At 45.9% G+C, this 13,373-nt stretch carries 10 protein-coding genes; 7 read left to right on the top strand and 3 right to left on the bottom strand.

The window, feature by feature from the left end:
* Positions 1-193 precede the first annotated feature (193 nt).
* Positions 194-1,606: a sigma-54-dependent transcriptional regulator gene (locus QTP81_RS10580; protein WP_289365361.1), complete on the top strand. Its 1,413-nt coding sequence runs from the start codon at positions 194-196 to the stop codon at positions 1,604-1,606.
* Positions 1,596-2,969 (top strand): sensor histidine kinase, encoded by a 1,374-nt coding sequence (locus tag QTP81_RS10575; RefSeq protein WP_289365359.1) that lies wholly within the window; start codon positions 1,596-1,598, stop codon positions 2,967-2,969. Before QTP81_RS10580 ends, QTP81_RS10575 begins: the two co-directional genes overlap by 11 nt.
* Before the next feature lie 148 nt (positions 2,970-3,117).
* Here the strand turns inward: QTP81_RS10575 and QTP81_RS10570 are convergent, their stop codons facing one another.
* Positions 3,118-4,479 carry a dicarboxylate/amino acid:cation symporter gene (locus QTP81_RS10570; RefSeq protein WP_289365358.1) on the bottom strand — a complete coding sequence of 454 codons (1,362 nt, stop codon included), beginning with the start codon at positions 4,477-4,479 and terminating at the stop codon, positions 3,118-3,120.
* Positions 4,480-4,598: 119 nt separating this feature from the next.
* On the opposite strand from QTP81_RS10570, the gene QTP81_RS10565 reads away from it, so the two are divergent.
* Positions 4,599-6,800 (top strand): Ig-like domain-containing protein, encoded by a 2,202-nt coding sequence (locus QTP81_RS10565; RefSeq protein WP_353059725.1) that lies wholly within the window; start codon positions 4,599-4,601, stop codon positions 6,798-6,800.
* A 64-nt stretch (positions 6,801-6,864) separates the two neighbouring features.
* Here QTP81_RS10565 and astB read toward each other — a convergent pair whose 3' ends face one another.
* Positions 6,865-8,205, bottom strand: coding sequence for an N-succinylarginine dihydrolase (gene astB / locus QTP81_RS10560; protein WP_289365357.1), 1,341 nt, complete (start codon positions 8,203-8,205; stop codon positions 6,865-6,867).
* 258 nt (positions 8,206-8,463) lie between these two features.
* Between astB and topA the strand changes: the two genes are divergently transcribed.
* From topA to QTP81_RS10545, 3 genes are read left to right on the top strand one after another with little or no spacing between them, the layout of a single operon-like run.
* Positions 8,464-11,097 carry a type I DNA topoisomerase gene (topA, locus tag QTP81_RS10555; protein ID WP_289365355.1) on the top strand — a complete coding sequence of 878 codons (2,634 nt, stop codon included), beginning with the start codon at positions 8,464-8,466 and terminating at the stop codon, positions 11,095-11,097.
* A 21-nt stretch (positions 11,098-11,118) separates the two neighbouring features.
* Positions 11,119-11,664 carry a DUF2058 domain-containing protein gene (locus QTP81_RS10550; protein ID WP_289365354.1) on the top strand — a complete coding sequence of 182 codons (546 nt, stop codon included), beginning with the start codon at positions 11,119-11,121 and terminating at the stop codon, positions 11,662-11,664.
* Positions 11,665-11,674: 10 nt separating this feature from the next.
* On the top strand, positions 11,675-12,127 hold the full coding sequence (locus QTP81_RS10545; RefSeq protein WP_289365353.1) for an acyl-CoA thioesterase: 453 nt from the start codon (positions 11,675-11,677) through the stop codon (positions 12,125-12,127).
* 34 nt (positions 12,128-12,161) lie between these two features.
* On the opposite strand, the gene QTP81_RS10540 is transcribed toward QTP81_RS10545, so the two are convergent.
* Positions 12,162-12,512: a hypothetical protein gene (locus tag QTP81_RS10540; RefSeq protein ID WP_289365351.1), complete on the bottom strand. Its 351-nt coding sequence runs from the start codon at positions 12,510-12,512 to the stop codon at positions 12,162-12,164.
* Positions 12,513-12,607: 95 nt separating this feature from the next.
* On the opposite strand from QTP81_RS10540, the gene QTP81_RS10535 reads away from it, so the two are divergent.
* Positions 12,608-13,369, top strand: a complete 762-nt coding sequence (locus QTP81_RS10535; protein ID WP_289365350.1) for a Nif3-like dinuclear metal center hexameric protein — start codon at positions 12,608-12,610, stop codon at positions 13,367-13,369.
* Positions 13,370-13,373 lie beyond the last annotated feature (4 nt).

The following is a 13,373-nucleotide window of genomic DNA, read 5'->3' as shown; positions in this document are numbered from 1 at the left end:
CCTTATCGCAGTCCGTTGGATGTTACGTTATCGCTAGTGTTGAGAGTAATACAGCAAAGGTTAGGCCAAATTTTATGTTGCTGATTTTATTATATTAATTTTATAGCTGTTCATTTTTGAACAGTTTTTACTGTACGATTACGAACACTTAGTGTACGTTTTTGAACAGGTGAACTGGGGATGAAAAGTGCTAATGAAAACAGGTGACTTGTTAATTGTGGACGATGACTCAGATATTTTGACGGCGGGTAAATTACTCCTTAAGCGTCAGGTCAACTCGATTACAACCTGTGCCGATCCGAGCAATATTCCAGGCTTAATGGCGAGCAACAATTTTGATGTGATATTACTTGATATGAATTTTGGTCCTGGTGAAAGCGATGGCAAGCAGGGCTTGATGTGGCTGGAAAAAATCCTCCAGATAGATCCGCAAGCTGTTGTGATACTCATCACCGCCCATGGCGGAGTTAACATCGCTGTGAATGCAATGAAGCTCGGTGCGACGGATTTCATTATCAAACCTTGGCAAAACGAAAAGTTGCAAGCGACCGTATCCAGCGCACTAAAATTAAAACAATCACGCTCTGAGGTTAATACGTTAAAACGTACTAACGAAGTGCTCGCCGAATCTTCTGGGCAACCAACAAGTCCGTTGATATGGGGAGAATCCGTCGCTATGGCGCAAGTAATGACAATGTTAGAGCGCGCAGCACCCACAGATGCCAATGTGCTTATCCTCGGTGAAAATGGCACAGGCAAGGAATTGGTTGCGCGGGCAATTCACAAGCAGAGTCTGCGCGGCAATAATGTTTTTGTTAGTGTTGATCTGGGTACCATTAGTGAGAGTCTGTTTGAAAGTGAATTATTTGGTCATAAGAAGGGGGCCTTCACCGGAGCTAATGAAGATCGAGTAGGGCGCATGCAGGCAGCCCATGGCGGCACGTTGTTTCTCGATGAAATCGGTAATTTGCCCTTACATCTTCAGTCGCGTTTACTCACAGCACTGGAACAGCGCAAAGTAACCCCGGTCGGCAGCAATGAAAGTATTGCCATCGATGTGCGCTTAGTTGCCGCGACAAATATGAGCGCTGCAAAGCTTGCTGATCCAGAACATTTTCGTCAAGACTTACTCTTTAGACTCAATACTGTAGAGCTATCAATACCGCCACTGCGAGAAAGGCCTGAAGACATCCCGTCAATCGCTAGACACTATGTAGAGCTGTACTGTAAAAAATACGCGAAAACAGCAAAGTTGCTTTCTCAAAGCGCGCTTGATGCCATGTGTAGCTATTCGTGGCCGGGCAATGTTCGAGCACTTCGACACGCGGTCGAGCGCGCGGTTATTTTGTCAGACCGAGCGGTGTTAGAAGCGGAAGACTTCCAGTTGGATCCGCGCAATGCGGGCTCGCAAACGGCAAATCAGTTATCTGAACCGGCGATACCGAATAAGTTGGGAACTGACGACGATTTAAATTTAGATAAACTGGAAAAGCAGGCGATATCGCAGGCCCTGAAGCAACATGGTTTTAACATTAGTCACGCGGCCAAAACACTCGGTTTAACCCGAGCCGCCTTGTATAGAAGGATGGAAAAACATGGTCTTTAAACACTTTGCCGCACGTGTTTCATTGCATGTAATGGGCCTACTAGTCACGCTAGCTATTGCGTCCTACTTACTCATGCTGCCTGGCTATCATGCCGCAACGATTATCGTGATTTTGATTGTGGCTTATCAGAGTTATCTCTTGTTGGGGTATGTCAATAAGACCAATGCTGAGCTCACGCGGTTTCTAGACGCGCTTAAATTTGCTGATTTTTCTCAGCGTTTTCATATGACGCAATTGGGTACAGGTTTTTCTGAATTGGGGGAGACGTTCACCCAAATCATGCAACGCGCAGCTGCATCTCGTAACGACCAAGAGCTCGAATTACGCCACCTAAAGGCACTAGTAGAACATGTTCCAGTGCCACTAATCACTATCGCTGACGATAAGAAGGTTACGCTCTGTAATAACAGTGCTCGACGATTATTTGGTACCTATTCAGTTGCGAACGTGCAGGATTTGGCGCAGTTTGGCGAGCAGTTTGCACAAAAACTACCAGTGATGTTAGCCGGAGAGCGTCAGCTTCTTAGCTTCCAAGTAGACAATATGGAGCGTATGTTAGCGGTCCAAACAACGCAATTGGTTCAGTCGGGGCGGCAAGAGAAATTGATCAGTCTGCAAGATATCCAAAGCGAACTTGATCACACCCAAATAAAAGCGTGGCAGGATTTGGTCAGGGTGCTTACCCACGAAATAATGAACAGTATTACACCCGTAACTTCACTAGCGAAAACCGCTTCAGCGTTGGCCGATGACGCGCGTTCGCAAGTTGTGCAGCGTGCGCCCGATTGGAGGGATTTGATCGATGAGCTTGACGATGTATCCAATGCGGTGGAAACCGTGGCGCGTCGCAGCGATACTCTGATGAATTTTGTAACCAGCTATCGGCGGTTAACTCGTTTGCCGCCAGCAGACAAAAAGGAGGTGTGTCTGACTGAGTATTTACAGGAAATTGCGGCGTTAATTCACAATGACTGGTGTGCCGCAGATATTGCCCTTCAAATCGATGTTGAGCCTCAGGGGCTGCGAGCGCGAATAGATAGTGCAATGGTCGAGCAATTGCTGTTAAATTTATTGAAAAACGCCGAACAAGCGTTGCAACAAAACGCCTGTGACAAGCCTAAAGTCGTGCGAATAGGTATTGGTTTAAACAAGCGAGGGCATATGGAAATGACTGTAGAAGATTCTGGCCCCGGCATTGACGATGAAATCGCCGAGCAAGTTTTTGTGCCATTTTTTACGACTAAACGCGAAGGATCGGGCGTTGGGTTGGCATTAACACGTCAAGTAATGATTGCCCACGGAGGCAACGTAAGGTTATCGCGCAGCACTTTAGGCGGAGCGAAGTTCACGTTGACGTTTTAATGCGACGACTATGCAAAGGGTAGCTTACGGCAAAGAGGACTGTATGTCCTCCTTGCGCAACTATAGGCTGACGCCTAATTTGCTACCTTTTCACCCCAGCACAGGCTGGGACTTCCGAAGATTCACCCGGTAAGAGTTAAGTACCTTACTACGAAGACTTTTCTGTGCTGTTATGCGTGAAATCTTCAAAGTCTACGTCTTCAACTTTTTTACCTGCATCAGGATCATGGTAGACATCCATATCGAGTTCTTTCTCAGATTTAGCAACAATCGTCGCAACGGTACAGTCGCCCGTAATATTGACCACGGTTCTCGTCATATCGAGCAATCGGTCAATACCGATAATTAACGCAATTCCTTCAACAGGTAAGCCGACTTGTCCAAGTACCATGGCAAGCATAATTAAACCAACGCCGGGCACACCTGCCGTACCAATAGATGCAAGTGTGGCAGTTAATACGACCATCAGCAAATCAGTGGTGGAAAGCGGTATACCGTAGACTTGCGAGATAAACACAGTCGCTACACCTTGCATGATTGCTGTGCCATCCATGTTGATAGTGGCACCAAGAGGAATAGTGAATGAACTGACCGTAGGCTTGATACCCAGCTTGTAACGTGCGGTTTCAAGGGTGACCGGTAATGTTGCACTACTACTTGAGGTACTGAATGCAAATAAGGCGGCATCACGCATTTTGCGAAGCAGAATCAACGGGTTTAAGCCGGTGAATAACTTAAGCAAGGTGGGGTATGTGATCAGTGCGTGACCTACGAGCAGGAAAAATACCAAGAAAAAGTACTTAGCCAAACTGCCGAGCATATCTGCGCCTACAGTGGCAAATAATTTAGCCATCAAGGCAAATACACCGTAGGGTGCAAGATTCATGATAATCGTTACCAATTTCATGATGACGGTATTGATATCGTCGAAGAATTTGCCGATGCGTTTGCCCGCGTCACCGGACATTGCCATGGCTATTCCAAATAGAACCGCAAATACTATAACTTGCAGCATATTCCCATCAGCCATTGAGCTGATCGGGTTAGATGGGAACATGTCAATAATGACTTGCGTTAATGGGGGGGCTTCGTTAGGGGTGAACTCGGCGTCAGTCGGGCGCTCGACGCCGGCACCTGGTTTTAGCATGAGGGCAAACACCATGGCGAGAGTTACGGCGATACAAGTAGTAAAAATGTACATGCCAATCGATTTACCACTTAAACGGCCGAGCTTACTGGGATCAGATAAACTACTCGTACCGCAGACCAGTGAGACAAATACGAGCGGAACGACTAACATTTTTAGACTGGCAACAAAGATGGCTCCTAGGGTGAAAAATATACCGTCTACCAAAATTGTATACGCGGAAAGCTCGAGTCCAAATAGGCTAAAAACGAAATCTCCGCTATCATCAGCGATGAGTTGCAGCAATCCACCGATAAGGATTCCGGCTATCATGCCGATAAAAATTCGTGCGGTTAGGCTATATTTAGATGAAGCGTCAGACATGCAATTTCCGAGTGTTATTGTTGTTGTAGTTGATAGCCTATCAAGTTTGCTGATTAACCTGAACCTTAATAAACACCAAACTGTGGTATTTCGACGCAAACCATAGCGAGGAAAACGGAATGAAACGTATGCTATCTGCAATACCTAGAGTGCTGATTTTATTATTGAGCTTAATTCTTGCTGCCTGTGGTGGTGGTGGAGAAGTGACCCGTGAAGGCACGACGGATCCAACACCGACACCGGACCCAACGCCGGTGATGAGCATTGCATTGCAAATTGTCGATCAAGGTGGTCAAGCATCTAATCAACTCACAGCAGGTGCCCCTTTAACCATTATTGCAACCGTGACTGAAGATGGTAGTGCCGCGACTGATGAGTTGGTCACATTTACCTTCAATACGCCGGGTTTGGCAGAGTTTAGTAATGATACCGGAACAGCACTAACCAATGGTGATGGCGTCGCTACCATTAATATCTTAGTGGGAGAAAACTCTGGTGACGGCTTGGTTATCGCAAATGCGGGTAATGCAGCTGCAGCACAAATTGGCTTTAGTTCATCTGGTCAAGTTGTCGTGGGTGAGCAACCATCGTCACTAGAATTCTTCGCATCATCCATTCAACTAGCGTCAAGCGGTTCAGATGAAGTTGAATTAATTGCAGTCATTAAAAATGATCAGAATATTTTGATGGAAGGCATTGATGTCGACTTTTCGGCTGATCAGGGAGCTTCGTTGCAAATCACTCAGCGGACGACCCTGGCAGATGGGATTGCGCGCGCAATTCTAACAACGTCTGATAAGTCATTGCGGACTATTACGGCGACAGCGACGGTTTCTACATCAACAGAAACACTGATTCAAACTGTCGCAGTAGACGTTGTTGGTACGGAAATCAATCTAAATGCACCCTCAAGCGTAATCATCAACGATACCTCACCTATTACAATTATTGTCGCAGACTCAGACGGAGAGGGTATCGCTAATCAAGTCGTCAATTTAACTTCGACAATAGGTACGTTGAGCAACACGAGCCCAGTAACCAATGAAAATGGTCAGGTCACTGTGGATTACACTTCGCCAAGTGCCGGAGTCGATTCGATTACAGCTGCGGCATTAAATACGTCGGCATCAATTGACGTTACTATTCAAGAAGACGATTTTAGTTTCTCGAGCGTACCTTCAGGTGATGTAACTTTAGGTCAAGACGCGACTATAGAAATTCGCTGGTTTAAAAACAACAGTCCATTGGTGAATGGCACAGTGACCGTTACAGCATCCCGCGGCACATTGAGTACCGATACGCAGCAAACGGATGCAAACGGGATTGCGACGTTTACTATCAATTCAAATAACGCAGGGTTATCGTCATTATCAGCGATTGGTTCTGACGGCTCTGGCAGTGAAGTAACAGCGCGAGCAGAAGTGGAGTTTGTGGCTACTGATGCACAAGTCATCAATGTTGATGCTTCACCTGATTTAATTGGGCCAGACGGTCAAACCAGTACCATCACCGCAGTTGTTCGCGATGGAACCGGCAACTTAGTTAAGGGTAAACTGATCAACTTTCGGTTGGATGATATCAGTGGCGGCTTTATCAGTCCCAATAGTGCAACAACTGACAGTAACGGCATAGCATCGACAGTTTACACCAGTAATTCAGTTAGCAGTGAAGATGCGGTGATTGTTTATGCAGACGTCGCAGACGATGCATCGGTAACAGACTTTACAACGTTAACCGTAGGCGATCGCGCCTTCGATATTTCCATAGGTACGGGGCGTGAGATCGAAACGCCAGATAGCTCGACTTATTTGAAACGCTTTGCTGTGTTTGTCAGTGATTCTGTGGGGCAACCGGTGGTCAATGCTGATTTAACGGTGTCGTCTACACCCGTTAAGTTTTCCCAGGGGGGCACGTATCGCAAAGGTTACTGGGTGTGGAACGATGATGTTGAAGTCTGGCAAACAGTGGTTACTGCAACCTGTAGTAATGAAGATATCGACGCTAATGGCCGTTTAGATGCGGGCGAAGATACAAACAATGATGGTGAATTAACACCAGGTATTTTGGGGACTGTGAGCTTTGAGAACGGTGTGTCTAGCACCGACCAAAATGGTCAAGCTAATGTTGAGTTGCGTTATCCCAAACAGTTTGCACCGTGGACCGAAGTAGAAATCACCGTCTTTGGTAGCTCTGCCGGAAGTGAAACATCAGATAATTTGCGTCTGACGCTACCAATTGCTGCCGCAGATGTGACTGAAGAAGCTTCGCCACCACCACCTAATCCATTTGGCTCTAGCGGTGTGTGTACTGATGCTAACTAAAGTTATCGAAAAATAAAAAAGGCGCGTTAAGCGCCTTTTTTATGAGAGAAACTTACATGAGCAATTACGCTTGCTGGAATGGATATACTGAACCTAATTTCATAATCTGTGTAAGTTCATCAAGTGCAGTGCGAGATTCGACTAAGAGTTGCGGGTCGCACAAATCTTTCACGGTTAATACATCTCGGTAATGCTTGTCGACCCATTGATTAAGTCGCTCAAATTGTGAGTCGGTAATTAACGCGTTCTGATTAACAGCACCAAGTTCTTGGTCGTTCATTGCTACACGCAAACGCAAACACGCCGGACCACCACCGTTTTGCATACTTTGTTTAACGTCATAGTACTTCACGTGCTTGATCGGTGTATCTGTAGTGACTAAATTGGCTAAGTAACTGGAAACTGCAGGGTTTTCTTCACATTCGGTGGGCGCGATAATAGCCATTTCACCATTTGGCAATGTAATGATTTGGGTATTGAACAAATAGGTTTTAACTGCGTCTGCAACACTGACAGACTGAGTGTCTACTTTGATAAAGTGAAGCTGCTCATCGCCAAATTTCTGCTGGATTTCTGCAAGTACTCGCTCGGTATGTAAAAACGCCTGTTCGTGGTAGAAAAGCACATTTTGATTGCCTACCGAAATAACGTCATTGTGGAATACACCCTGATCAATCACATCTGGGTTTTGTTGGATGTACACCACGCCATCATCATTCAAGCCATGCAGACGAGCTACGGCTTGACAGGCTTCAAACGTGTGACGAGCAGGATACTTTTGAGGTGCAGGCTTGGACGAGTCGAATGCATAGCGACCGTATACGAATAACTCTACACCAGAGTGGCCGTACTGAGAGCATAAGCGGGTGTGGTTGGCAGCTCCTTCATCGCCGAAATGTTCGTTGTCTGGCAAGTGTTGATGATGAGCGAAATATTTATCGTCGTTAAAAATCGCCTGTAAAATGTTTCCGGTAACTTTGGGCTCCAAGCTGCGGTGGAACTTATTCGTCAGATTAGCTGGTGTAAAGTGCACGCGGCCATCACTGGTATCTGCGCTCGGAGATACGGTAGCTGCATTAGCAGTCCACATACTAGAAGCCGAACAACACGCCAAGAAAATCTGTGGGGCTTGTTGATAAGCTTGCTCTAACACCCGCGCATCACTGCCGGTAAAGCCCAAACGTCGTAATGCATAAATGTCGGGGCGCTCTTGTGGTGCCAATACCCCTTGGGTCAACCCCAAATCGGATAATGCCTTCATCTTTTGCAGTCCTTGTTTGGCTGCCTGCTTGGGGTTGCTGCTGGCGTTCGCATTGTTTAACGATGCGACATTGCCATAGGATAATCCTGCGTAGTTGTGAGTAGGGCCAACTAAGCCATCAAAATTGACTTCAAAGTGCTGCATAAGGGCTACAATCCTGCTAGTTGTTCTTATTAATGTCAGGCATTATACGCATTTCAAATGGCAAGCCAATGAGAGTGGTTAAAAAATGAACAGTAAAATACTGATCGAAATACTCAATTCTGCTTATCTATGAATAAGAACTTGTTTTCTATTCACTTTGCCGATATATGTTAAAAAAGAAAACGCTGTCGAATGCCTACATAAGTATTCATGAAAAGCACCTAAAACCAATATAAAACATAGGTTTATACGAATTTAATGTCAAAATCACTGGTTATTGTGGAGTCTCCTGCTAAGGCGAAAACAATAAATAAATATTTAGGTAAAGATTTTATTGTAAAATCTAGCGTAGGCCATGTACGCGACCTCCCAACGAAGGCTTTGGGCAAAGTTGAGCCGAAAAAACCGGCCAAAGAACTGAAAAAATTGTCCGAAAAAAAGCAGCAGGAATATTTACGACGACACGAATATCTCAAATTGGTCGATCGCATGGGAGTCGATCCCGAGGCAAACTGGCAGGCGCATTATCAAGTCCTGCAAGGTAAAGAGAAAGTCGTCAACGAGCTCAAAAAATTAGCTAAAAACGCTGACACTATTTATCTTGCAACCGACTTGGATAGGGAAGGAGAAGCGATCGCTTGGCACCTTCAAGAATTACTCGGTACAAAGGATAAACAATACAAACGCGTAGTATTTAACGAGATAACAAAAAATGCGATACAAGAAGCATTTGAACATCCAGGCGACGTTAATACTGCAAGAGTAAATGCGCAGCAAGCCCGTCGATTCCTTGACCGCGTTGTCGGCTTCATGGTGTCTCCTTTGTTGTGGAAGAAAATCGCCCGTGGTTTGTCTGCTGGTCGTGTACAGTCAGTCGCGGTTCGTCTAGTCGTAGAGCGTGAGCGAGAAATCAAAGCCTTTATCCCTGAAGAGTTCTGGGATGTTCACGCTGATCTCACAACCGCGCAAACACCGGTTAGAATGCTAGTTGCCAAACATCTGGCTAAGGCCTTTAAACCCAAGAATAAAGCCGAAACAGATAAGGCATTAGCTGAGTTGGAAAAAGCGCGCTACGAAGTGTTACAGCGTGAATCAAAGCCGACTTCTAGTCGGCCATCAGCACCCTTTATTACCTCAACGCTTCAACAAGCAGCAAGCACGCGCTTGGGCTTTGGAGTAAAGAAAACCATGATGATGGCACAGCGTTTATACGAAGCTGGCCACATTACTTATATGCGTACTGATTCAACCAATTTGAGTAGTGAAGCAGTTGCTGCATGTCGTGATTATATCGAACAGTCATTTGGTCAGCAGTATTTACCCGATTCGCCAAATCGCTATGGTAGTAAAGAAGGTGCTCAAGAGGCCCACGAAGCGATTCGTCCTTCGAATGTCAATGTCAAAGCCGATTCGTTAAAGGATATGGAGCGCGATGCTCAGCGCTTATATGAGTTGATTTGGCGTCAATTCGTTGCCTGTCAAATGCCACCAGCTAAGTACGACGCTACTACTATCCGAGTTAAAGCGGGTGACTATGAACTAACGGCCAAAGGTCGAGTTTTGAAGTTTGATGGTTGGACTCGAGTGCAAACTCAGTTGCGCAAGAAAGGCGATGAAGATTTAAGTTTACCAGACGTGAAAGTCGGTGATGTATTCGAGTTAAAGGGACTTGAGCCAAAGCAACACTTTACTAAGCCCGTTGCGCGTTTCAATGAAGCATCCTTGGTTAAAGAACTTGAGAAGCGCGGAATTGGTCGACCATCAACCTATGCCAGTATCATCTCTACAATTCAAGATCGCGGCTATGTGAAACTCGAGAATAAGCGTTTCTATGCTGAAAAAATGGGTGAAATCGTCAATGACCGTTTGATGGAGAATTTTGATGACCTCATCGGTTATGACTTCACTGCAAATATGGAGCAACAACTCGATGAAATCGCTGAAGGTCAAAAAGACTGGAAGGCAGTCCTAGATGAGTTCTACGGTGATTTTTACCAAAAGCTTTTGGTTGCTGAAAAGGATTCTGAAGAGGGGGGCATGCGGCCTAACCAAGCGGTTCCTGCTGGTATTGAATGTACGCGATGCGGTCGTGAGATGAATATCCGTACTGCCAGTACGGGTGTGTTCCTAGGTTGCTCGGGCTATAACTTGCCACCTAAAGAGCGCTGTACCAACACCATGAATTTGACACCTGGCGATGAGGTCGTGAAGGTTGATGATGAAGAGGAAATGGAAACTGAAGCGCTGCGTTCAAAGCGCCGCTGCGACACATGTGGTACCGCGATGGATAGCTATTTGGTTGATGAGTCGCGCAAGCTACATGTCTGCGGTAATAATCCAACTTGCCCCGGTACTTATATCGAAAGTGGTACGTTTAAACTCAAAGGTTACGAAGGGCCGATCATCGAGTGCGATAAGTGCGGTTCTGATATGGAACTGAAGAACGGACGTTTTGGCAAATACTTCGGCTGTACTAATGAAGAGTGTAAAAATACCCGTAAACTATTGCGTAACGGCGAACCTGCGCCACCTAAAGAAGACCCTGTCGATCTGCCGGAGTTGCCGTGTGAAAAATCAGATGCGCATTTTGTGTTACGCGATGGTGCATCGGGGATATTTTTAGCCGCGCATAACTTCCCTAAATCGCGGGAGACACGGGCGCCATTGGTTGCAGAGTTGGCGCGCTTTAGAGATAGAATTTCACCGAAATTCCACTATTTGGCAGATGCTCCAGCAAAAGATCCCGACGGTAACCCAACACTAGTGCGTTACAGTCGTAAGACTAAGCAACAGTATGTCATGTCAGAAAACAAAGACGGCAAGGCAACAGGGTGGTCCGCATGGTACACCGACAAAAAGTGGTCGGTGGATGACAAGCGCAAGAAAAAGTAGTTAAAAATTTAGAGAAAAACCATGGCTTTATCACTACAAGAGCAGTTGCTAAAAGCGGGTGTTGCGGATAAGTCCAAAGCGAAACAAGCGCGGGCTGAAAAGCGCAAACAGAAAAAGCGTAAGCAACCAGTAGATAATGCGGCACAGGCGGCGGCACAAGAGGCGCTAGCTGCCAAAAAAGTCAAAGATCGCGAACTCAATCAACAGCAGAATGCTGTGAAACACGAGCGTTCAGTTGCGGCGCAAGTTAAACAGCTAATTGATTTGAATAAACAATCGCGCAGCAAAGGTGAAACGCTACTCAACTTCACTCATGACAACAAGATCAAGCGTATGTACGTGACCGATGCGCAACACAAGGGCGTATTGGCGGCTAAGTTGGCGGTTGTTCTATTGGAAGAAGAATATGAGTTGGTGCCAATCGTTGTTGCTGAAAAAATTGCTGAGCGTGCACCACAATCTGTCGTTTATATCGCTGAGATTGACCAAGCTGTAACGGATGAGGTTACTGAAGGTACTGAAGATTGGTATGCCGATTATGAGATACCAGACGATCTAACGTGGTAATCTAAGTTCCATGCAAACCGATGTATATCTACGCGTTCGATTTGCTGAATGCGATCCGCAAAATGTGGTTTTTAATGCGCGTTATGCTGACTACGTTGATGTGGCAAGTACCGAGTATATGCGTTTCTTGTGTAACGGTTATGAGCAACTCGAAGCGCAAGGGTGGATGACACAAGTCGTCAATCTCAATATCCGTTGGTTTGCGTCTGCTCAATTTGATGATGTTCTGCATTTAGCGATGAAGTGCGAGCGCGTAGGGAATACTTCGTTCGTTCTCAATTGCGATATTAGTCGACTCAATGACCTGCGAAAAATTGCCGAAGCCAGTGCGGTTTATGTAATGCTTGATACCCACGCCCAGACTAAATGTGCAGTCCCACAATGGCTAAGAGATTCATTACTTGAAGATAAGGTATGCGGCCCAGTCAATTTAGCTGGTACGATACAGGAACGGAGCGAATAACAGGAGAGTGCCAACAGGCACTCCAACCTAAAGTTTAGCGCGGTAGTAGCGCACCAGGGTTTTCGGCTTGTAGCTTTGCATTGTAAGCCGCTTTTACAGAAAAAGAACCCTTTGCTTTCGGCTTGCTAGCCTTTTTCGCAGCAGGTTTTGCGGCTTTAGGCGCTTTCTTTTCTGCTTTCGGTTTGGCTGTTGCTGCAGGTTTTTCTGCAGGCGCTTCACCGCCCATTGAATCTGCCAGTTCATCAAGTGCTGCAAGACGCATGTTTTTTCCACCGTCAACACTGTACCATCCGCCTTTTGCCTCGATAGTTGGGGCTTTGCCATTTTGTGCAGTATAGGCTTTGGTAAACTTTTCGATGACTTGGTCTTTATCTAACGCTGCCATAATGGATAGATTTCCTTTTAGTGGTTATTCATAGTAAAACTAGATGTGTTTTATACCCATAAATGCCAGCAAAGTCTAATTTACATAGGTTTTACATGTCCCTTACAAATTTAGAATTACTCCATTATTTATCTGAATTGCTCAAAACGAGTAAAATTAAAGACTACTGTCCAAATGGTTTACAGGTAGAAGGTAAAACTAATATTCAGAAAATTGTTACCGGAGTAACAGCCTCGCAGGCACTAATTGATGCTGCCATCGAGTATCAGGCCGATGCCATACTGGTTCATCATGGCTATTTTTGGAAAGGTGAAGATCCGTGCTTACGAGGCATGAAAAAACGTCGCCTAGCTGCATTGTTGGCGCACGATATCAACCTGTTTGCATTTCACCTACCGTTGGATGTTCACACGGAGTTTGGCAACAATGTGCAACTTGCCAAACGCTTATCGATTGACGTTGGGCAAGGTGTCGATGCTAACGATCCATTCAGCGTGGCACTGCGTGGCCGCTTTAAGACGCCAATAACCCATCAACAGTTAGTCGATCGTCTGCGCACTGAACTTAAGACCACGGTTTTAAGTGAGGGGGATCCCGAGCGGATAATAACTACGGTCGCTTGGTGTACCGGGGGAGGTCAGGGTTACATAGATGCAGCCGCTGATTTGGGGATCGACGCATTTATCAGTGGCGAAGTGTCAGAACAAACGATTCATACGGCCCGCGAGATGAATATTGACTTTTTTGCCGCCGGACATCATGCCACCGAGCGTTATGGTGCAAAGGCGTTAGGCGAGCATTTAGCGGAAAAGTTTGAGCTCGATGTTACCTTTGTCGACATTCCAAACCCCGCATAAAAGG

Origin of the sequence: Neoalteromonas arenosi, from assembly GCF_030362855.1 — a bacterium.
Taxonomy (GTDB): Bacteria; Pseudomonadota; Gammaproteobacteria; order Enterobacterales; family Alteromonadaceae; genus Alteromonas_E; species Alteromonas_E arenosi.
Note: the sequence above shows the minus strand (reverse complement) of the source record. Positions and strands in the feature narration are given on the sequence as shown.